The 20,330-nt window shown below is 40.5% G+C and carries 22 protein-coding genes; all 22 read left to right on the top strand.

Features of this window, described 5'->3' with window-relative positions; translation table 11 throughout:
- Positions 1 to 20: 20 nt before the first annotated feature.
- The 22 genes from ftsY to xerC all read left to right on the top strand — a co-directional run bounded on the left by ftsY (position 21) and on the right by xerC (position 20,321).
- Complete coding sequence (gene ftsY / locus CEQ21_RS25640; RefSeq protein ID WP_185766977.1) at positions 21 to 1,010, top strand: signal recognition particle-docking protein FtsY; 990 nt, start codon at positions 21 to 23, stop codon at positions 1,008 to 1,010.
- A gap of 125 nt (positions 1,011 to 1,135) precedes the next feature.
- Entirely contained in the window at positions 1,136 to 1,396 is a 261-nt protein-coding gene (locus CEQ21_RS25635; protein ID WP_185766976.1) for a hypothetical protein, read from the top strand.
- A gap of 170 nt (positions 1,397 to 1,566) precedes the next feature.
- The gene (locus CEQ21_RS25630; RefSeq protein ID WP_185766975.1) at positions 1,567 to 2,025 is read left to right on the top strand and encodes a DUF4064 domain-containing protein; all 459 of its coding nucleotides are present in this window, start codon (positions 1,567 to 1,569) and stop codon (positions 2,023 to 2,025) included.
- A 1,093-nt stretch (positions 2,026 to 3,118) separates the two neighbouring features.
- Positions 3,119 to 3,451, top strand: coding sequence for a putative DNA-binding protein (locus CEQ21_RS25625; RefSeq protein WP_127734642.1), 333 nt, complete (start codon positions 3,119 to 3,121; stop codon positions 3,449 to 3,451).
- A gap of 12 nt (positions 3,452 to 3,463) precedes the next feature.
- Complete coding sequence (gene ffh, locus CEQ21_RS25620) at positions 3,464 to 4,816, top strand: signal recognition particle protein (RefSeq protein ID WP_185766974.1); 1,353 nt, start codon at positions 3,464 to 3,466, stop codon at positions 4,814 to 4,816.
- A 131-nt stretch (positions 4,817 to 4,947) separates the two neighbouring features.
- Positions 4,948 to 5,220, top strand: a complete 273-nt coding sequence (gene rpsP / locus CEQ21_RS25615; protein WP_127734638.1) for a 30S ribosomal protein S16 — start codon at positions 4,948 to 4,950, stop codon at positions 5,218 to 5,220.
- 11 nt (positions 5,221 to 5,231) lie between these two features.
- Positions 5,232 to 5,462, top strand: a complete 231-nt coding sequence (locus CEQ21_RS25610) for a KH domain-containing protein (RefSeq protein ID WP_185767425.1) — start codon at positions 5,232 to 5,234, stop codon at positions 5,460 to 5,462.
- 146 nt (positions 5,463 to 5,608) lie between these two features.
- Positions 5,609 to 5,992 (top strand): YlqD family protein, encoded by a 384-nt coding sequence (locus CEQ21_RS25605; RefSeq protein ID WP_185766973.1) that lies wholly within the window; start codon positions 5,609 to 5,611, stop codon positions 5,990 to 5,992.
- An 11-nt stretch (positions 5,993 to 6,003) separates the two neighbouring features.
- Positions 6,004 to 6,522 (top strand): ribosome maturation factor RimM, encoded by a 519-nt coding sequence (gene rimM, locus CEQ21_RS25600; protein WP_185766972.1) that lies wholly within the window; start codon positions 6,004 to 6,006, stop codon positions 6,520 to 6,522.
- Positions 6,522 to 7,256: a tRNA (guanosine(37)-N1)-methyltransferase TrmD gene (gene trmD / locus CEQ21_RS25595; protein WP_127734631.1), complete on the top strand. Its 735-nt coding sequence runs from the start codon at positions 6,522 to 6,524 to the stop codon at positions 7,254 to 7,256. Before rimM ends, trmD begins: the two co-directional genes overlap by 1 nt.
- A 142-nt stretch (positions 7,257 to 7,398) precedes the next feature.
- Positions 7,399 to 7,743 (top strand): 50S ribosomal protein L19, encoded by a 345-nt coding sequence (gene rplS / locus CEQ21_RS25590; protein WP_185766971.1) that lies wholly within the window; start codon positions 7,399 to 7,401, stop codon positions 7,741 to 7,743.
- A gap of 264 nt (positions 7,744 to 8,007) precedes the next feature.
- Entirely contained in the window at positions 8,008 to 8,562 is a 555-nt protein-coding gene (lepB, locus tag CEQ21_RS25585) for a signal peptidase I (protein ID WP_185766970.1), read from the top strand.
- A 50-nt stretch (positions 8,563 to 8,612) separates the two neighbouring features.
- Positions 8,613 to 9,479, top strand: coding sequence for a ribosome biogenesis GTPase YlqF (ylqF, locus tag CEQ21_RS25580; RefSeq protein ID WP_185766969.1), 867 nt, complete (start codon positions 8,613 to 8,615; stop codon positions 9,477 to 9,479).
- 152 nt (positions 9,480 to 9,631) lie between these two features.
- On the top strand, positions 9,632 to 10,417 hold the full coding sequence (locus tag CEQ21_RS25575) for a ribonuclease HII (RefSeq protein WP_185766968.1): 786 nt from the start codon (positions 9,632 to 9,634) through the stop codon (positions 10,415 to 10,417).
- 2 nt (positions 10,418 to 10,419) lie between these two features.
- The gene (locus tag CEQ21_RS25570) at positions 10,420 to 11,691 is read left to right on the top strand and encodes a hypothetical protein (RefSeq protein ID WP_185766967.1); all 1,272 of its coding nucleotides are present in this window, start codon (positions 10,420 to 10,422) and stop codon (positions 11,689 to 11,691) included.
- Entirely contained in the window at positions 11,688 to 11,978 is a 291-nt protein-coding gene (locus tag CEQ21_RS25565) for an EscU/YscU/HrcU family type III secretion system export apparatus switch protein (protein WP_185766966.1), read from the top strand. Before CEQ21_RS25570 ends, CEQ21_RS25565 begins: the two co-directional genes overlap by 4 nt.
- Before the next feature lie 324 nt (positions 11,979 to 12,302).
- Complete coding sequence (gene sucC, locus CEQ21_RS25560) at positions 12,303 to 13,496, top strand: ADP-forming succinate--CoA ligase subunit beta (protein ID WP_127734617.1); 1,194 nt, start codon at positions 12,303 to 12,305, stop codon at positions 13,494 to 13,496.
- Positions 13,477 to 14,400, top strand: coding sequence for a succinate--CoA ligase subunit alpha (gene sucD, locus CEQ21_RS25555; protein ID WP_185766965.1), 924 nt, complete (start codon positions 13,477 to 13,479; stop codon positions 14,398 to 14,400). Before sucC ends, sucD begins: the two co-directional genes overlap by 20 nt.
- A gap of 192 nt (positions 14,401 to 14,592) precedes the next feature.
- Positions 14,593 to 15,456: a DNA-processing protein DprA gene (gene dprA, locus CEQ21_RS25550; protein ID WP_235907439.1), complete on the top strand. Its 864-nt coding sequence runs from the start codon at positions 14,593 to 14,595 to the stop codon at positions 15,454 to 15,456.
- A 243-nt stretch (positions 15,457 to 15,699) separates the two neighbouring features.
- Positions 15,700 to 17,778: a type I DNA topoisomerase gene (gene topA, locus CEQ21_RS25545; RefSeq protein WP_185766964.1), complete on the top strand. Its 2,079-nt coding sequence runs from the start codon at positions 15,700 to 15,702 to the stop codon at positions 17,776 to 17,778.
- Between the two features lie 264 nt (positions 17,779 to 18,042).
- Positions 18,043 to 19,356, top strand: coding sequence for an FADH(2)-oxidizing methylenetetrahydrofolate--tRNA-(uracil(54)-C(5))-methyltransferase TrmFO (gene trmFO, locus CEQ21_RS25540; protein ID WP_185766963.1), 1,314 nt, complete (start codon positions 18,043 to 18,045; stop codon positions 19,354 to 19,356).
- Between the two features lie 59 nt (positions 19,357 to 19,415).
- Positions 19,416 to 20,321, top strand: coding sequence for a tyrosine recombinase XerC (gene xerC / locus CEQ21_RS25535; protein WP_185766962.1), 906 nt, complete (start codon positions 19,416 to 19,418; stop codon positions 20,319 to 20,321).
- Positions 20,322 to 20,330: the final 9 nt, after the last annotated feature.

The raw sequence follows: 20,330 nt of genomic DNA, 5'->3' as shown, positions 1-20,330 counted from the left end.
AATGAGAAAGTGGGAATCAAATGAGTTTCTTCAAAAAGCTTAAAGACAAAATGTCCCAGCAAACCAATTCTGTCACAGAAAAATTTAAAGATGGACTTGCGAAAACAAGAAGCAATTTTTCTGATAAAGTGAATGATTTAGTGTCCAGATACCGTAAAGTGGATGAGGACTTTTTTGAAGAATTAGAAGAAATTTTAATTGGAGCTGACGTTGGCTTCGAGACAGTGATGGAATTGATTGATGAGCTGAAAAGCGAAGTCAAAAAAAGAAATATCCAAGATCCAAGAGAAGTACAAGCAGTTATATCAGAAAAGCTTGTAGCAATCTATCAAGGCGGCGAGGAAGAAACCTCTTCTATTAATGTTCAACAAGACGGGTTGACTGTTATCCTTTTTGTTGGGGTTAATGGTGTTGGAAAAACAACGACAATTGGTAAGCTAGCACATCGCTTTAAAGCAGAAGGCAAAAAGGTTGTTTTAGCAGCAGGTGATACATTCCGTGCTGGTGCAATCGAGCAGCTTGAAGTATGGGGAGACAGAGCAGGAGTAGATGTTATTAAACAAGCTGCTGGCTCTGACCCTGCAGCGGTCATGTATGATGCTGTCCAAGCCGCAAAGTCAAGAAATGCCGATATTCTTTTATGTGACACTGCTGGAAGACTTCAAAATAAAGTCAACCTAATGAATGAGTTAGAAAAAGTAAAACGCGTAATTGAAAGAGAAGTTCCGGGTGCACCACATGAAGTGCTGTTAGTGCTTGATGCAACGACAGGACAAAATGCCCTTATTCAAGCGAAGACGTTTAAAGAAGCGACTAACGTGAGCGGTATTGTACTAACTAAGCTTGATGGGACAGCAAAAGGTGGAATTGTGCTCGCAATCCGCAAGGAGCTACAAATACCAGTTAAATTAGTCGGACTTGGTGAAAAAATGGACGACTTACAAAACTTTGACGCAGAAAAATACGTATACGGCTTATTTTCCAACTTGGTTGAAGCTGAGGAAGAATAAGCAAAAGGCTGCTGCAGGAAACTCGCTAACGAGATTCCTGCACAGCTTTTTTTATGTTATAAAAAAAAACGGCTAGGCAGATAATAAGCATGTATAAGGATGACAAGAAGGCAAGGAGGAACTTAATGTTCATACAGCTGATTCTCATAACTATCATGTTGTTCGGAGCGTTTCTGTCTATTAAAGGCCGCATCGTTCAACGCAGCTCTGTTTGGCATCTTGGCAATATGCTTGGAGAAAAAGGCCTGCTTGATGAAGGATCCTATCCGATAACATTAGAAGAGGAAAATCTATTTTTGCGCAGCCTCTCCGGGATAAGAATGAAAATCGTCGGAGCCCTGCTAATGGGAATTACCGCAAGCTTAATTATTTTATTCCATATTTAGAGGGGAAAGATCTTTTTGTCACACAGTTGATAAGGAGATCTTTTTTGTAATTTATTGTCATAAATAACAAAAAATAAGGAGAATGTACTAGAGAAAGTATGTTATTATAGGATTGTAATCTTTTTTGTGAAAGAGTTTACATACTTAAAACTTGAGGTGATTTTTTTAAAATGAGTCTTAATTTACGAGCGCCAAGAATTTTAGGCATTGTGTCCTTTGTGTTATTGTTAATCGGATTTTTAATATCCATTTTGCTTTATACACAAATAGATAGCTTTGGTGCATTAAGAGATGCAATGATAGAAACTGTCAATTCAGATCCTACTTTGCAAGAAAGTATTGGACTAACTAATGAGTCAGCTACTGCAGAGGAAATTACAGATGAGGCAATGGCGTATTTAAAAAATGTTTTGCTAATTCCTGTTATCTATTCTGTAATTGCTTGCGCAGCAACTTTATTTAGCATAATTATGATGAACAGAATGCCTCGTACAAGCGGTGTACTCTTCATTATCATCGGAGTAATTTCCCTTCTTTCTATCATTATTCCAATCCTGTTAATTACAGCAGGTGTTATGATTCTTAACAGATCGTCAAAATACAATAAGGAAGCGGGCATACCCGCTTAAAAACAAGTCCTGCTTACAGCTTAGAGAAGTATTCTTAAGGCTTAAGCGGGCTTTTTTGTGTGGTTTGAGATGTCTTTGGTACCTTAATCTTAGATGAACTTGCTATAGTCCATATGAAGAAAATTGGGCATCTGTTTGTAAGGGGAAAGGGCGCCCCTTCTCGGCCACCTTGTCTTATGCTTGTCGCCGATAAGCAGTCGCCTTCCGCTTTTCTGTCCAGCTGCAGGCGCCATCGGCTCGAGGTCATAAGCCAAGCTGTCCAAGAAGGGGAAAGGGCACCCCTTCTCGGCCACCTTGTCTTATGCTTGTCGCCGATAAGCAGTCGCCTTCCGCTTTTCTGTCCAGCTGCAGGCGCCATCGGCTCGAGGTCATAAGCCAAGCTGTCCAAGAAGGGGAAAGGGCGCCCCTTCTCGGCCAGCTCGTCTTATGCTTGTCGCCGATAAGCAGTCGCCTTCCGCTTTTCTGTTGTCCAGCTGCGATGGCCTAGCGCCTAGTGGACTTCCCTCTTCTCCTTGCGATAAGTCAACATCGCCTCACTAGGTTCGCTGTGTTTCCTTTATCTCAGTCAAGGCCCTCCAGTTTCTCCGCCGCTAAACGGTCGCCTTCCGCTTTTCATTGTCCAGCTGCAGGCGCCATCGGCTCGAGGTCATAAGCCAAGCTGTCCAAGAAGGGGAAAGGGCACCCCTTCTCGGCCACCTTGTCTTATGCTTGTCGCCGATAAGCAGTCGCCTTCCGCTTTTCATTGTCCAGCTGCGATGGCCTAGCGCCTAGTGGACTTCCCTCTTCTCCTTGCGATAAGTCAACATCGGCTCACTTCCGTTCGCCGTGTTTCCTTTATCTCATACGAAGAGCTCCAGTCCATACGGCGCTAAACAGGCCATCTCCGCTTTTCTGGTGTCCAGCTGCAGGCGCCATCGGCTCGAGGTCATAAGCCAAGCTGTCCAAGAAGGGGAAAGGGCACCCCTTCTCGGCCAACTTGTCTTATGCTTGTCGCCGATAAGCAGGCGCCTTCCGCTTTTCTGTTGACATCTTTTTTGTTGGTGTGTACAATAAGGGTGTAAAGGTGTTTGACTTAACATGGAGGTATTGTTCGATGCTTGAAAAAACAACACGAATGAATTATCTGTTTGATTTCTATCAGTCGTTGTTGACACCGAAGCAACGAAGTTACATGTCTCTTTATTATTTAGATGATTATTCTCTTGGTGAAATTGCGGATGAGTATGACGTTAGTCGTCAAGCTGTTTATGATAATATTAAACGGACAGAAGCGATGCTGGAGGAATATGAAAATAAATTACTCTTACTTCAAAAGTTTCAAGAGCGTAATACTCTTTTTATACATATAAAAGAGTTATTAAAGGATGATACTCCTTCGGTTTCAGCATTGCTGGAAGCAGTTTGCGAGCTGGAGAAATTAGATTAAGGAGGCGGCGCAATGGCATTTGAAGGTTTAGCTGACCGACTGCAGAATACGATCCAGAAGATCCGCGGAAAAGGGAAAGTAAATGAAGCGGATGTTAAGGAAATGATGCGTGAAGTCCGACTTGCATTGCTTGAGGCGGATGTTAACTTTAAGGTAGTCAAGGAGTTTGTTAAAAAAGTCAGTGAGCGTGCTGTTGGACAAGAGGTTATGAAAAGTTTAACCCCAGGTCAACAGGTCATTAAGGTTGTTAAAGAAGAGCTTACGGAGCTGATGGGTGGAGAACAAAGTAAAATTGCTGTATCCAACCGTCCGCCGACTGTCATTATGATGGTTGGTTTGCAAGGTGCCGGTAAGACGACGACAACTGGAAAATTGGCTAATCTGCTGCGTAAAAAGCATAATAGAAAGCCGTTGCTAGTTGCGGCAGACATATATCGTCCTGCTGCTATTAAACAGCTGGAAACACTGGGTAAACAGCTCGATTTTCCTGTTTTTTCACTTGGAGATCAAGTCAGTCCTGTTGAGATTGCGAAACAGGCGATTGCAAAAGCGAAGGAAGATCATCATGATTATGTTTTAATTGATACGGCAGGTCGACTGCATGTTGATGAAGCATTGATGGACGAGTTGAAGCAAATTAAAGAGCTTTCTAATCCAGATGAAATATTCCTTGTTGTGGATGCGATGACAGGTCAGGATGCAGTCAATGTGGCAAGCAGCTTTAACGAGCAGCTTGGTCTGACAGGTGTCGTATTAACGAAGCTGGATGGTGACACTCGAGGCGGGGCGGCATTATCTATTCGTTCTGTTACACAAACTCCGATTAAGTTTGTCGGTTTAGGTGAAAAGATGGATGCACTTGAGGCATTCCATCCAGAGCGTATGGCATCACGTATTCTTGGAATGGGTGATGTGTTAAGCCTTATCGAAAAAGCACAAATGAATGTCGATGAAGAAAAGGCAAAAGAGCTGGAAATGAAAATGAAAACAGCTTCCTTTACTTTAGATGACTTCTTAGAACAGCTTGGACAGGTACGCAACATGGGGCCGCTTGATGAGCTGCTGAAAATGATGCCGGGAGCTAACAAAATCAAGGGCTTGGATAACCTTCAAGTTGATGAAAAGCAAATCGGCCATGTGGAAGCAATTATTCGCTCCATGACAAAGGCAGAAAAAGAACACCCTGAGATTATCAACTCAAGCAGACGCAAGCGTATTGCTAAAGGGAGCGGCAGAACGGTTCCTGAAGTAAATAGGCTGTTGAAACAGTTTGAGGATATGAAAAAAATGATGAAACAAATGACGGGTATGACCCAAAAAGGCAAGAAAAAAGGCAAGTTTAAATTACCATTTAACCCTTTTTAAGGGTGTTAACAAGCGGTTTTTTATTAATTTGAACAGAATGTTTAGTCTGACAAGAAAAAACACTTTACAAACTGTTCAACTATTGATATTATACTATCTTGTGTGAAACTATTCGGAGGTGCATTTTTAAAATGGCAGTAAAAATTCGTTTAAAACGTATGGGAGCTAAAAAGACTCCTTTCTATCGTATTGTAGTAGCAGATTCTCGTTCACCACGTGATGGACGTTTCATTGAAACAGTAGGAACTTACAATCCAGTAGCAAACCCTGCTATCGTGGATATCAACGAAGAGAAAGCTCTACAATGGTTACAAAATGGTGCTAAGCCATCTGATACAGTTCGTAACCTTTTCTCTAACGAAGGTATCATGGAGAAATTCCACAACATCAAAAACGGTAAGTAATTCGTTTGAAGATGAAGGAGTTAATTGAAACGATTGTTAAGCCCCTTGTAGATTTTCCGGATGATGTTGCGATACAAGTTACTGAAGACGATGATCGAATCATTTACTTGCTTTCTGTCAACAAGAATGACATGGGAAAGGTAATTGGGAAGCAAGGGCGGGTTGCGAAAGCAATCCGGACGATTGTTTACGCTGCTGGGTCACAGCAGCACAAAAAGCTGGTCTTAGAGATTGGCGAATAAAAAGGAGGAGGGGGAACCCTTCTCCTTTATTTGTTTATATCTTCAAGGAAATTCTTTAAGTAAAAGGAAACTTGTTTTAGAGCGTGGAATGCCGCTTGCCGCTTTTTTCAGCAATTAAATAGTATTGCATTGATAGGAGGAAAAAAATGCAGATTCTCCACACTGTCACAGTCAAACAAATATTGACCGAAAAAACGAAACAAGCATCAGAGAAGAAAATCTCGCAAGAACTGCTTCAGCTTGAAAAAGAATGCGAACAACTTAAATTTGAGGAAAAAAAACTGCTCAAAGGCAACCATTCCGTAAATGCTGTTAAACAGCATATAAGCAAGGAACTTGCTCAAAGAGAGCAAAAAAAGAAAACACTAGAGTTTCAATTAGCACAATTACATATACTACCATTGGGCAGTGAACTGAAAAGTCAAGAGCTTACTGGGATAGTTGATATAAATATAGGAGATGTTTGGGATGAGCGCTTGCTCCACAAAACAATTCTTCTGAAAGACGGAAAAGTCGTAGATATACGGTAGAGGTGATTAATATGGAAAAATGGTTTAATGTAGGCAAGGTTGTCAATACACATGGAATACGCGGAGAGCTTCGCGTCATTTCACGCACAGATTTTCCTGAAGAAAGATATAAAGTCGGAAACTCCATTTATTTCTTTGGAGAAGGAAAAAAGGAGCCAAGCGAGCTAAAAGTAAAAACACAACGTCCGCATAAAAACTTTCATCTGTTGACATTTGAAGGCTATGATAATGTTAATGAAGTAGAGTTTATGAAGGGTGGCACATTAAAGGTACCTGAGAGCTTTTTAGGAGAGTTACCAGAGAATGAGTACTATTTCCATGAAATCATTGGCTGTAAGGTGGAAACAGTTGAAGGTGACGAGATAGGTGTCATTTCAGAGATCCTAACACCTGGTGCGAACGATGTATGGGTGATTAAGACTACTAAAAAAACGGAAGTCTTGATTCCTTATATTGAAGAGGTTGTCATGAAAGTGGATGTGAAAGAAAAGCTAGTTGTCATTGAGCCAATGGAGGGGCTGTTATCGTAATGAGAGTAGATGTATTAACGCTGTTTCCAGAAATGTTTGAGGGTGTGTTTAACAGCTCTATCCTGAAAAAAGCAAAAGAGGCAGAGAAAGTATCCTACGGTGTCACAAACTTCCGGGAATACTCTGATAATAAGCACCAGTCTGTTGATGATTATCCGTATGGCGGAGGTGCGGGGATGGTCCTCAAACCGCAGCCGATTTTTGATGCGGTCGACGATTTGCAAACAAAAAGCGGGACTAAGCCGAAAGTAATCCTTATGTGTCCTCAAGGTGAGCGTTATACCCAAAAAAAAGCGGAAGAGCTTGCAAAGGAAGAGCATTTAATTTTCATTTGCGGTCATTATGAAGGCTATGATGAGCGAATTCGCGAGCATTTAGCAACAGACGAGATATCAATTGGTGATTATGTGCTAACAGGCGGCGAGCTCGGAGCGATGGTAGTGATTGATAGTGTTGTCAGACTCCTTCCAGGGGTGTTAGGAAGCGAGGCGTCCCATGTGAATGATTCCTTCAGCACAGGACTGCTTGAGCACCCGCATTATACCCGTCCTGCTGATTTCAGAGGGATGAAGGTGCCTGCCACACTAACGTCAGGAAATCACGCGCATATTGACGAGTGGAGAGAAAAGGAGTCGCTGAAAAGGACGCTTGAAAGACGTCCGGATCTTCTCGAAAACTACCCGTTAACAGATAAACAGCAAAAACTATTAAATGATTTGCAGAAAAACAAATAATAGATATTGATGTCTTAAACGTTTTATGTTAAGATAACACTTGTGACTTAAGCAGAAACCTTTTCTGCTATAAAAGTCTTATAACGATGTTCCGCTGCAATTAATTAGCTGCAAGAGCGTCTGTTGGAAGGAGTTGAAAACGATGCAAAAATTAATAGAAGATATCACAAAAGAACAACTTCGTTCAGATCTTCCTGCGTTCCGTCCTGGTGACACTGTACGTGTACACGTTAAAGTTGTCGAGGGTACTCGCGAGCGTATTCAGGTTTATGAAGGTGTTGTGATTAAGCGTCGTGGTGGTGGAATCAGCGAAACTTTTACAGTACGTAAAGTTTCTTACGGAGTAGGCGTTGAGCGTGCTTTCCCAGTTCATACACCAAAAATTGCGAAGCTTGAAGTTATTCGCCGCGGTAAAGTCCGTCGTGCTAAACTTTACTACCTACGTAACCTACGTGGTAAAAAAGCTCGTATTAAAGAAATTCGATAAAGCTATCAAAAAAGAGCCTGTTCTTTGCAACAAGCTCTTTTTTATTGCCGATTATTTATTTATTATATAAAAGTCATTTGACTATCCACATATTTTGCTGAAGTATAGCGACATGGCATTTTACTTCGACTTTTTATTTCGCTACAATAAAGGGAGAGGATTTGTCCTGAAATAGAGGCAAGTACCTTTTACTGTATTTAAAAAGTATCTGATAAAGAGCTACTTAAAAAGAGAGCTAACAAAAAATGAGGATTGGTGAATAAGATGGCAAAGAAAAAGAAAAACGAGATATGGGAATGGGGTAAGGCGTTAGTAATCGCAGTTATATTGGCCGTTGTGATTCGCTCCTTTTTATTTGCTCCGATTGTAGTGGACGGGGAATCGATGATGCCTACATTACATAATTCAGACCGAATGATTGTAAATAAAGTAAATTACAAAGTAAGTGATCCTAAACGCTTTGATATTATCGTATTCCATGCACCAGAAGGAAAGGATTATATTAAAAGAGTAATCGGTTTGCCTGGTGATACAATAGAGTACAAGGATGACGTACTATACGTGAATGGCAAGGCTTATAAAGAGCCGTATTTGGATGAATACAAAAAACAGGTTACAGATGGTCCCTTAACAGAATCCTTTAAGCTGGAAGACAAAATTGGTCAAAGTACTGTTCCAGAAGGAGAGTTATTCGTTATGGGTGATAACCGCCGTGACAGCAAGGACAGCCGTCATATCGGGACAATCCCTTATGAGAAGGTTCTTGGCAATACGAGCATGATTTACTGGCCAATATCAGACATTAAATTAGTGAACTAAGAAAAGCTTTATGCTGACAAAAAAAGCAGCAGTAATTAGAGGTGGATATTTTGACAATACAATGGTTTCCTGGCCATATGGCCAAAGCAAGACGACAAGTAACAGAGAAATTAAAGCTTGTTGACATCATTTTTGAATTAGTGGATGCAAGAATTCCTCAGTCTTCCAGAAATCCGATGATTGATGAGATCATCCAGCATAAGCCAAGAATTGTTTTACTGAACAAGGCAGACATGGCTGATGGCGAAAGAACAAAACAATGGATTGCTCATTTTAAAAAGCAAGGCATACAAGCACTTGCGATAAATTCGCAGGCTGGTGTCGGAATGAAGGAAATTACGGCATTGGCTAATGTAGTGCTTGCAGAGAAGTTTGATAGAATGAAGGCAAAAGGCATAAGACCTCGTGCAATCAGAGCGATGATTGTCGGAATTCCAAATGCAGGAAAATCTACATTAATTAACAGGCTTGCCAAAAAGAATATTGCTAAAACAGGCAATACTCCCGGTGTAACAAAGGCACAGCAGTGGATTAAGGTAGGGAAGGAATTAGAGCTTCTTGATACCCCAGGGATTCTCTGGCCGAAGTTTGAGGATCAGAGTGTTGGATTAAAGCTTGCGTTAACTGGTGCTATTAAAGATACAATTCTTAACTTGCAGGATATTGCTATTTATGGATTGCGATTTTTAGAAAAGGAATATCCTGAAAGGCTGAAGGAGCGTTTTCAGCTTCAAGAAATATCAGAAGACATTGTTGAGCTGTTTGACAGAATCGGTGAAGTGCGCGGCTGCCTTACAGGTGGAGCGGTTGTCGATTATGACAAGGTTACAGAATTGGTTATTAGAGAAATTAGAAATGAAAAGTTTGGCAGATTAACATTCGAACAACCAAGTGATTTCGATGTGCAAGAAGATTAATAGATAAGACAACTTGTCTTAGCAAAGAAAAGAGAATTGACCATCGTTTTGTTGGGCGCTTCTCTTTTTTTTAATGGACCGTTGTTTTAAGGAGTTGTTAAATTAATTCTTGCAAGAGTCGATATAAAGAGGGAGAAAGGGAGTTACTTAAAGTGGCATTGGCAACATTAAAGGAAATTAAGGGGATACTGGAAAAGATAACAGACAAACAAGACCCTTATTGGGAGCAATTAAAGGAAGACAAACGAGTTGGAGTGCAAAAGCTGATAACTTCATGGGAAAAGCAAAAGGAAAAGGAAGTGCAGCTTCACAACCGTTTTATAGAGCTTTGTATATATGAAACAGAAATAAGAGAACAAGGGTATACATATATTGCTGGCATTGATGAAGTGGGTAGGGGACCCCTAGCAGGACCAGTTGTGACCGCTGCAGTCATACTTCCTGAAAACTTCTATCTGCCAGGAATAGATGATTCAAAAAAGCTGTCTGAAGCAAAAAGAGAGCAGTACTATGAAATTATTCAAAAGGAAGCAATTTCAATCGGTGTTGGTATTATCGAACCGGCGGAAATTGATCGTATTAACATTTATGAGGCGACAAAAAAAGGAATGCTTGCAGCTGTACAAAATCTCGCTCAGCAGCCGGACTTTTTACTGATTGATGCTATGAAGCTAAATGTTCCGTATCCAAGCAAATCGATAATAAAAGGAGACAGTAAAAGTATTTCCATTGCAGCAGCGAGTATAATCGCAAAGGTAACAAGAGACGAGATGATGAAAAAGCTTGATAAAGAATTTCCTGCCTATTGTTTCGCGAATAATATGGGATATGGCACAAAAGAGCATCTACTTGCGTTAGAGTCGGATGGCTATACGATACATCACCGTAAAAGCTTTTCCCCGATAAAGGAAATGGCTATGGAGAATAGGGGCATTTAAAAATGAATGGCATACGTATTGGACAAGGACTTTATACAGGATTAGAGCAAGCAGTCACATCAAGACCACTAGAGCTGCGCCAAGGTCAAGTGATAATGGGACATGTGAATAAGTACTTTACGAACAATATGGCTGAAATTCAAGTTGGAAGCCAAAAGGTCCTTGCTGAATTATCGACTGCATTAAACACCGATAAGAACTATTGGTTTCAAGTTCAAGAAGGTGACGGGAAGCTGGCTTTAAAAGTGTTGTCTCCCATAAGTCCTGTCAATAATGATGCTAATACAGACACATTGCTTGAACAATGGTCTTTGCCTAATACAAAAGAAATGAAGCAGCTCACAACAATGCTCTTAAAGGAGAATCTGCCGTTGTCTGGGGAGATTCTCTCTCTAGCAGGCAAATGGATGAAAGAGTCAGACAGTCCTAAAGCATTGGACACAATAAAGGAAATGATTCAGAGAGAGCTGCCCTTTACGAAAGAAGTGTTTGCGAGCCTAATGTCTGTTAGAGAAGGCAGTTCAATGAACAGTCTTGCGGAAAAATTATGGAATGAACTGTCCGCTAGTCCAGCTGTTTCTCCCGCATTACAAGCTGTTCTTAAGGAGCTTGCAACAGGCGAAAATGTTGATTTACCCGATGCAAGCTTAATAAAGGACCAGCTGCAAAAATTACTTCATACCATTGGCTATACTTACGAACATGATTTGCTGCATTCAAAAACAGATGGAGGCAAGGGTGCTGTTGAATGGAATCAGCTTAAGCCGCTTCTGCTGGATCTTTTGAAAACGGATGCTCCTGTGCATGTAAAGGAATTGGCGTCTGCTCTTACAGACAAGGTAACAGGCATGCAGCTATTAAGCCAGGAAACAGGTCCGATCATGCAGTTAATGCTGCAATTCCCCCTTCATTTCCAAAATCACTCCATGGATGCTACTATGCAATACAGTGGAAGGAAAACGAAGGACGGAAAGATAGATTCAGATTATTGCCGCATTCTGTTTTATCTTGATTTGGCTCATTTAAAAGAGACAGCAATAGATATGCAAATACAGCACAGAATAGTAAATATTACAGTCTTTAATAAAAATCATGAAATAGAGCCGCTTATGAAAACCATGATTAAAGGCTTGCAGGAAAAAATGAAGGACGTTCAATACACCTTGTCGTCACTGGAGTTTAAATTTTTTCAGGAAGACAAGATGGAAAAATTAGATTTAGGCCTGCACAAATTAATGCCTGCCTATTATAAAGGGGTAGATTACAAGGTATGAAGGCAAATGACAAGGAAAGGCGGCAAGCTGTTGCCCTCAGCTATAAACAGCAACAGCACGCTGCGCCAGTTGTAGCAGCAAAGGGAAAGGGGCTGATTGCTGATAATATTATTAAAAAGGCACAGGAAAGCGGTGTGCCAATTCAGGAAGACCCATCACTAGTAGAACTGCTTGGCAAGCTAAATATACAGGAGCAAGTCCCTGAAGACTTGTATCAGGCAGTGGCTGAGGTTTTTGCTTTCATCTATAAGCTTGATAAAACATATGGAGCGGAGTCTGATAACTAGTAGTAAAGTCCCCTTTTGGAAAGGGGATAATTTTTTTATTGTAAATTAGTGCCTTTTTAATAGACAAAAGTGTTGCTTTTATATAAAATGAAAGCGTAAACAATAGAGTGTTTTTTCCAAAAAGTAAGAAAATATTGTATTGATATAGAATATTAATACAGTGTTAAAGATACTTTTAAAAGGAAGGGGTCCTTTTAAATTGGAAAAAATATTTTTTTGTCGAGATGGAAAAAAGCTATTTTTTTTCTTACTCGTACATAAGTAAAGGTATGCACAAATGATCTGGTAAGAAGCGAAAAAGAATTTGCAAAGGGATGTGGGAGAATGAATATTCACGAATATCAAGGGAAAGAAATTCTAGCATTAAATGGTGTAGCTGTCCCTAAAGGAAGTGTTGCATTTACCGTTGAAGAGGCCCTATTTGCAGCAGAGCATCTTAACAGTGATGCATGGGTTGTTAAGGCGCAAATTCATGCTGGAGGCAGAGGAAAAGCCGGTGGTGTTAAGGTTGCGAAATCTCTTGAAGAAGTTAAGCAATACGCAGAACAGATTTTGGGGAGCACGCTTGTAACACATCAGACTGGACCTGAAGGTAAGGTTGTTAAGCGTTTGCTGATTGAAGAAGGCTGCCGTATCAAAAAAGAATATTATATTGGCTTTGTAGTCGACCGTTCTACTTCTCGTATTGTATTAATGGCGTCTGAAGAAGGCGGTACAGAAATCGAAGAAATAGCTGAAACACAGCCTGAGAAAATCATTAAAGAAGTAATTGACCCATTAACAGGTCTTACTCCTTTCCAAGCAAGACGTGTTGCATTTGCAATCAATATTCCTGGTCCTCAAGTAAATAAAGCTGTTTCATTCATGACAGGACTTTATCGCGTGTTTTGTGAGAAGGATTGTTCTATTGCAGAAATTAACCCTCTTGTTTTGACAGAAGAAGGTGATGTGATGGCACTTGATGCAAAGCTGAACTTTGACTCTAATGCACTTTACAGACATAAGGACATTCTTGCATACCGTGACTTGGATGAAGAGGATGAGAAGGAGCTCGAAGCTTCGAAATTTGACTTGAGCTATATCGCTTTAAATGGAAATATCGGCTGTATGGTAAACGGAGCTGGTTTGGCGATGGCTACAATGGATATCGTGAAGCATTATGGCGGAGAGCCGGCAAACTTCCTTGATGTTGGCGGCGGCGCTACGGCTGAAAAAGTTACAGAAGCATTTAAAATCATTTTGTCCGATGAAAAAGTTAAGGGCATTTTTGTTAATATATTCGGTGGAATTATGAAATGCGATATCATCGCTGAGGGTATCGTTGAAGCAGCAAAACAGGTGAGCCTGCAGGTGCCGCTTGTTGTTAGGCTGGAAGGAACGAATGTGGAGCTTGGCCAAAAGATTTTGAGCGAATCAGGCATCAATATCATTTCTGCTAGTTCCATGGCAGATGGTGCCGAAAAGATCGTGTCATATGTACAAAAAGGGGGAGAAATCAATGAGCATATTCATCAATAAAGAAACGAAAGTCATTGTTCAAGGTATTACAGGAGCAACGGCTCTTTTTCATACGAAGCAAATGCTCGAATATGGCACGAAAATTGTCGCTGGTGTAACGCCTGGAAAAGGCGGAACAGCAGTAGAGGGTGTTCCTGTTTTTAACACAATGAAAGAAGCTGTTGCAGCAACAAATGCAACAGTATCTGTCAACTATGTGCCTGCCCCGTTTGCAGCAGATGCAATCATGGAAGCTGTTGATGCAGAGCTAGAGTTGACGATTTGTATAACAGAGCATATCCCTGTTTTAGATATGGTAAAGGTTAGACGCTATATGGAAGGTAGAAAAACAAGATTAATAGGCCCGAACTGTCCGGGTGTCATCACTCCAGATGAGTGCAAGATTGGAATTATGCCTGGATATATCCATACAAAGGGTCATGTTGGCGTTGTTTCCCGTTCAGGTACTTTGACATACGAAGCGGTTCATCAGCTTACACAGGCAGGAATAGGCCAGTCTACGGCAGTAGGAATTGGTGGAGACCCTGTTAATGGAACAGACTTTATTGACGTGTTGAAGAAGTTCAATGAGGATGAAGACACATATGCGGTTATTATGATTGGTGAAATAGGCGGAACAGCAGAAGAAGAAGCTGCTGAGTGGGTCAAAGCCAATATGACTAAACCTGTTGTTGGCTTTATCGGTGGAAGAACTGCACCTCCAGGAAAAAGAATGGGTCATGCAGGTGCAATCATTTCAGGTGGTAAGGGTACTGCAGATGAAAAGATCAAGACAATGAATGAGTGCGGAATCAAGGTAGCCCCAACACCTGCTGAGATGGGTGCGACATTGATTGAAGTGTTGAAGGAAACGGATCTTTTCGACAAATGCAAAACGCATAAGGTGGAAGAAAGCAGAGTCTAATTTAATCATGTAAAAGGCTAGCCTTAGCTTTATGCTGGAGGCTAGCCTTTTTGTGCATAAAAAAAATGACGAGTTTCTTCTATTATATAGCAAATCTTTGGAATTAAAGAGGGAAATTTATTATAATAAAAGGTAGTTTCGGAAATGCATTTTTAATAGTTATTGAATTTATACAAGAAAGGGTTGAGTGTGCTGGTACATGATTTAAGAGAAACATTAATTGTGCTACATCATTGCCGGAAAATGACATGGAAAAGAATCTTTACCATATTGAAATCAGATCAAGGACTGCACTTCCTCCACGATAGCTGCCTCCCAAACACAAAATTCCTCGAAAAAGAAACCATCGAAGACTTTTACTCCCATACCCTCCATCAGCAAATTCAGCAATATACCCAGCAAGGAATTCACATCATCACCTATTTTGATCCCTCTTATCCAAGTTTATTAAAGGAAATATATCAGCCGCCCTGGGTGCTTTATGCAAAAGGAGATCTATCTTTATTACAACAGCCCAGGCAGTTGGCAATAGTAGGCTCCCGTGATGCCACAGTATACAGCAGGCGTGCGGTAAAGGCAATAATGCAAGAGCTTGTCAATGAGGAGGTCGTCATTGTAAGCGGGCTTGCTGCTGGTGTGGATGCTCTCGCACATGAAACGGCACTCGAATTTAACGGCAAAACAATTGGAATTCTTGCTGGCGGCTTTAAGCATATTTACCCTAAGCATAATTTGCCGTTAGCAGAGAAAATGATGAAAACACAGCTTTTGTTGTCTGAATATCCTCCCTTTACAAGACCCCAAAAATGGCAGTTTCCTATGCGCAACAGAATTATCAGTGGTATAACAAAAGGTACGCTTGTAGTAGAGGCAAAAAGAAAAAGCGGCTCGCTAATAACAGCAAATCTCGCCTTACAAGAAGGTAGGGACGTGTTTGCTATTCCTGGCAGCATTTTCAGCAAATATTCAGAAGGAACGAATGATTTGATTAAGCATGGGGCAAAGCTAGTAACAAATGCAGCAGATATATTGGAAGAATGGGAATTTACAACCTAAAATAATATGAGTAATACTAGTATAATGGAAAATGGATTGAATCTATTTTTCATTATTTTTTAAAAAGGTATTGCTATTTTTTACAATCTGTTATACTGTTTGCAACAGATATACAATAATTTTCAAGGATTTCCATTCATATAATAACGGTGTAACCGTTTACTTATTTCGTAATGTTTGACAAAAGCGAACATAGTATACAATAATAATGAATATTTATAATCCCTCTAAGGAGGACGTTGGATGTCAGAGTTTCTAGTAATAGTAGAGTCGCCAGCAAAGGCGAAAACAATTGAACGCTATTTAGGTAAAAAATATAAAGTTAAAGCATCAATGGGACATATCAGAGACTTGCCAAGAAGCCAAATGGGTGTTGACGTAGAAAAAGAGTACGAACCGAAGTACATAACGATACGTGGAAAAGGTCCTGTATTAAAAGAATTAAAAACAGCAGCTAAAAAGGCGAAGAAAATATACCTCGCAGCCGATCCAGATCGTGAAGGGGAAGCAATTGCCTGGCATTTGGCAAACAGCCTCCAGGTTGATGTGGATTCAGATTGCCGTGTCGTTTTTAATGAAATTACAAAGGATGCTATTAAGGAGTCATTCAAGCATCCAAGGCCGATAAACATGGATTTAGTCGATTCACAGCAAGCAAGACGGGTGCTCGATCGTTTGGTAGGCTATAATATCAGCCCGTTATTATGGAAAAAAGTCAAAAAAGGCTTGAGTGCTGGTAGAGTACAATCTGTGGCAGTCCGGTTAATTATTGACAGGGAACATGAAATAAAAGCATTTATACCTGAAGAATATTGGTCGATAGAAGGAAGCTTCGCAAAGGGAAAAACTAGCTTTGAAGCAGCGTTTTACGGTTTGAAAGATAAAAAATTGGAGCTTCATTCTGAAGCGGAAGTACAAAATGTTAAAAACCAGCTTAATGGCAACAAGTTTACTGTTGAGAAGGTGACAAAGAAGGAGCGTAAACGGAATCCTGCCGTTCCTTTTACAACTTCATCCCTACAGCAGGAGGCAGCAAGAAAGCTGAATTTCAGAGCGAAAAAGACAATGATGCTTGCCCAACAGCTATATGAAGGAATTGATTTAGGTAAAAAAGAAGGCACAGTCGGCTTAATTACCTATATGAGAACAGACTCAACCCGAATTTCGGAAGTTGCCCAAACAGAAGCACATGAATACATTACTTCGAACTATGGGACAGAATATACAAAAGAGCAAAACCGTAAAGAAAAGAAAAACGCAAATGCGCAAGATGCCCATGAAGCGGTCAGACCGACAAGTACACACAGAGAGCCAGGTTCTTTAAAAGAACATCTCTCTAGAGATCAGCTTCGTTTGTATAAGCTGATTTGGGAAAGATTCATTGCGAGCCAAATGGCGCCGGCAGTTATGGATACTATGAGTGTTGATCTTCGTAACGGCGATGTTAAGTTCCGTGCGACAGGTTCCAAAATTAAATTCCCTGGGTTTATGAAAGTGTATGTGGAAAGTACAGATGATGCGGTAGAAGAGCAAAACAAACAGCTCCCTGATTTAAAAGAGGGCGATGAAGTCATCAATAAGGATATTGATCCAAAGCAGCACTTCACACAGCCGCCGCCAAGGTATACAGAGGCAAGATTAGTAAAAACATTAGAAGAGCTTGGCATAGGGCGACCTTCCACTTTCGCACCTACGCTGGATACGATTCAAAAACGGGGATATGTTGCGCTTGATAATAAACGGTTTATACCGACAGAGCTTGGTGAAATAGTACTTGAGCTGATACTTGAGTTCTTCCCGGAAATTCTCGATGTTGACTTTACAGCACATATGGAGCAAAACCTTGATAATATTGAGGCAGGGCAAATAAACTGGGTCAAGGTTATTGATAGTTTTTATAAAATATTTGAGCAAAGCCTCGATAAAGCTGAAAAAGAAATGCAATCTGTCGAAATAAAAGATGAGCCTGCAGGTGAAGATTGTGAGGAATGCGGCAATCCGATGGTCTTTAAAATGGGCAGATACGGCAAGTTTATGGCATGCAGCAATTTCCCTGATTGCCGTAATACAAAGGCGATAGTCAAAGAAATTGGCGTTAAATGTCCGAAATGTTCTGAAGGAAATATTATTGAAAGAAAAAGCAAAAAGCGTCGGATTTTTTATGGATGTGACCGTTTCCCAGAGTGCGATTTCATTTCTTGGGATAAACCTATACAGCGTCCATGTCCAAAATGTGATAATATGCTTGTAGAGAAAAAGCTGAAAAAAGGTGTCCAAGTCCAATGTGTCGAATGCGACTATAAGGAAGAACCTCAAAGCTAACAAAGAGTGAGCGCTATATGCTCACTCTTTCCGTGTGTATGAATAACTGTTTTAAAAAGTTTTAGGACAATTGTCCATAAGTTGAAACTTTCCAAGATGTCCAACGTAGTGTAAAATGCTATAGGATATATTTTTAGCTTATAATTGTATGGACATTTGCTTACTACTAAAAGAATGGGCTAGTGTTTGAACATACATATGCACGATAAGAATTTTCTCGTTCACTGAGAATCTAATAGATAATATTAAGTTGGAGGATTTACGATGCAAGATACACAAAAGGTTGTTAATGTTATTGGTGCCGGACTTGCTGGAAGTGAAGCAGCTTGGCAAATTGCCAAAAGAGGAATTAAGGTTAATCTTTATGAGATGAGACCTGTCAAACAAACTCCCGCACATCATACAGATAAATTTGCAGAGCTAGTATGCAGCAACTCATTACGAGGAAATGCGCTGACAAATGCTGTTGGAGTTCTGAAAGAAGAAATGAGACGCTTAGACTCCGTTATTATTGATTCTGCGGACCTTTGTGCAGTTCCTGCAGGCGGAGCTCTTGCTGTTGATAGACATGAATTTGCAGGTAGAGTGACAGAAATGGTCAAAAACCACCCAAATGTTACGGTTATTAATGAAGAGGTTACATCTATTCCAGAAGGGGTAACTGTAATTGCGACAGGACCGCTAACTAGTGCAGCACTTTCAGAGAGCTTAAAGGAACTTACAGGAGAAGATTATTTGTATTTTTATGATGCAGCGGCTCCTATCATTGAAAAAGACAGCATAGACTTAGATAAGGTATATTTGAAATCTCGCTATGACAAGGGAGAAGCAGCGTATTTAAACTGCCCGATGACAGAAGAGGAATTTGACCGCTTCTATGAAGCATTAATAAGTGCTGAAACAGTACCATTAAAGGAATTCGAAAAAGAAATTTTCTTTGAAGGCTGCATGCCTATTGAAGTAATGGCTTCAAGGGGTAGAAAGACAATGCTGTTTGGACCAATGAAGCCTGTTGGTCTTGAAGATCCAAAAACAGGGAAGCGCCCATATGCAGTTGTTCAGCTTCGCCAAGATGACGCCGCAGGAACGTTATACAATCTTGTAGGTTTTCAGACACATTTAAAATGGGGACCACAAAAAGAAGTGCTTCGCTTAATACCAGGTCTTGAAAATGCGGAAATTGTTCGTTACGGCGTTATGCACAGAAACACTTTCATCAACTCACCGAAAGTTCTTAACGCAACATATCAGTTCAGAAACCGCCCTAACCTTTTCTTCGCTGGACAAATGACTGGCGTTGAAGGCTATGTGGAATCGGCAGCAAGCGGTCTTGTTGCAGGTATTAATGCAGCGAAGCTTGTTACTGGTGAACCGTTGATCCAATTCCCAGTTGAAACAGCTATTGGCAGTATGGCAAATTATATCACGAAGACGAATGCGAAAACTTTCCAGCCGATGAATGCTAACTTTGGACTTTTCCCTGAGCTACCAACTAGAATAAAAGGGAAAAAGGAAAGGTATGAACAGCACGCTAACAGAGCGTTAGAAACAATTCAGAACTTTATGAAGAATGTGTAAATTAATTGCTTGTCGCTACAAAGTATGTTAATATAGTGAAGCCGTTGTGAGGTGAAGCAATGAATAAGGAACAAAACGCTTTCTTGAACCTGTTTATTGAATACTTGAAGATTGAAAAAAACTGCTCACCGTATACGATTGATGTCTATAAAAAGGATATACAGCAATTTTTCCTATTTATGTCCAAGCAATTGCTTGAACATGTGAAGGAAGTAAGCGCACAGGATGTGCGGATTTTTTTGACAGAGCTGTTCAATGAGGAGCTTGCAAGAAAATCTATTGCCCGTAAAATATCTAGTCTTCGGAGCTTTTACCGATTTTTAGCTAGAGAGAATATAGTGGAAAGCAATCCCTTTGCAGTTGTCAGTATCCCAAAGCTGGAAAGCAGACTGCCGGATTTCTTTTATGAAGAGGAATTGCAGCATATTTTTCGTTCGTGTGATACGACAAGTGTACTGGGAAAAAGAAATGTCGCCATCCTGGAGCTTTTGTATGCAACAGGCATCCGGGTTGGTGAATGCACAAAAATCGAAATGAAAGACATCGATTTCAGCATTTCGACATTGCTGGTAAAGGGGAAAGGTAAAAAGGAGCGGTATGTTCCATTTGGCAGCTTTGCCCATACCGCCCTTGAATCTTACATAAAGAACAGCAGAAGTAAGCTGATGGATAAAAACAAGACGAATCATCCCTTTTTGTTTGTCAATTATAAGGGGGGACCGCTCACCGAAAACGGTGTGCGCGATATCCTTAACAGAATGATGGAATCGTCTGCTTCCAAAGAGAAAATCCATCCGCATAAACTTCGCCATTCATTTGCTACACATCTCTTGGCAAACGGTGCCGATATGCGGACTGTACAAGAATTATTGGGTCATGCTTTTTTATCATCCACCCAAATTTATACACATGTCACAAGCGACTACTTAAAAAAAACATATATGTCCTTCCATCCAAGGGCATAGCTGTAAATG

This window comes from Niallia circulans (genome assembly GCF_007273535.1).
Lineage (GTDB): Bacteria > Bacillota > Bacilli > Bacillales > Cytobacillaceae > Niallia > Niallia circulans_B.
This window is presented reverse-complemented; position numbering and strand designations above follow the sequence as displayed.

What these genes read in the sequence shown, in the direction of transcription:
- ftsY (WP_185766977.1), top strand. Translation starts at nt 21, where the DNA reads ATGAGTTTCTTCAAAAAGCTTAAAGACAAAATGTCCCAGCAAACCAAT.
- CEQ21_RS25635 (WP_185766976.1), top strand. Translation starts at nt 1,136, where the DNA reads ATGTTCATACAGCTGATTCTCATAACTATCATGTTGTTCGGAGCGTTT.
- CEQ21_RS25630 (WP_185766975.1), top strand. Translation starts at nt 1,567, where the DNA reads ATGAGTCTTAATTTACGAGCGCCAAGAATTTTAGGCATTGTGTCCTTT.
- CEQ21_RS25625 (WP_127734642.1), top strand. Translation starts at nt 3,119, where the DNA reads ATGCTTGAAAAAACAACACGAATGAATTATCTGTTTGATTTCTATCAG.
- ffh (WP_185766974.1), top strand. Translation starts at nt 3,464, where the DNA reads ATGGCATTTGAAGGTTTAGCTGACCGACTGCAGAATACGATCCAGAAG.
- rpsP (WP_127734638.1), top strand. Translation starts at nt 4,948, where the DNA reads ATGGCAGTAAAAATTCGTTTAAAACGTATGGGAGCTAAAAAGACTCCT.
- CEQ21_RS25610 (WP_185767425.1), top strand. Translation starts at nt 5,232, where the DNA reads ATGAAGGAGTTAATTGAAACGATTGTTAAGCCCCTTGTAGATTTTCCG.
- CEQ21_RS25605 (WP_185766973.1), top strand. Translation starts at nt 5,609, where the DNA reads ATGCAGATTCTCCACACTGTCACAGTCAAACAAATATTGACCGAAAAA.
- rimM (WP_185766972.1), top strand. Translation starts at nt 6,004, where the DNA reads ATGGAAAAATGGTTTAATGTAGGCAAGGTTGTCAATACACATGGAATA.
- trmD (WP_127734631.1), top strand. Translation starts at nt 6,522, where the DNA reads ATGAGAGTAGATGTATTAACGCTGTTTCCAGAAATGTTTGAGGGTGTG.
- rplS (WP_185766971.1), top strand. Translation starts at nt 7,399, where the DNA reads ATGCAAAAATTAATAGAAGATATCACAAAAGAACAACTTCGTTCAGAT.
- lepB (WP_185766970.1), top strand. Translation starts at nt 8,008, where the DNA reads ATGGCAAAGAAAAAGAAAAACGAGATATGGGAATGGGGTAAGGCGTTA.
- CEQ21_RS25570 (WP_185766967.1), top strand. Translation starts at nt 10,420, where the DNA reads ATGAATGGCATACGTATTGGACAAGGACTTTATACAGGATTAGAGCAA.
- CEQ21_RS25565 (WP_185766966.1), top strand. Translation starts at nt 11,688, where the DNA reads ATGAAGGCAAATGACAAGGAAAGGCGGCAAGCTGTTGCCCTCAGCTAT.
- sucC (WP_127734617.1), top strand. Translation starts at nt 12,303, where the DNA reads ATGAATATTCACGAATATCAAGGGAAAGAAATTCTAGCATTAAATGGT.
- sucD (WP_185766965.1), top strand. Translation starts at nt 13,477, where the DNA reads ATGAGCATATTCATCAATAAAGAAACGAAAGTCATTGTTCAAGGTATT.
- topA (WP_185766964.1), top strand. Translation starts at nt 15,700, where the DNA reads ATGTCAGAGTTTCTAGTAATAGTAGAGTCGCCAGCAAAGGCGAAAACA.
- trmFO (WP_185766963.1), top strand. Translation starts at nt 18,043, where the DNA reads ATGCAAGATACACAAAAGGTTGTTAATGTTATTGGTGCCGGACTTGCT.
- xerC (WP_185766962.1), top strand. Translation starts at nt 19,416, where the DNA reads ATGAATAAGGAACAAAACGCTTTCTTGAACCTGTTTATTGAATACTTG.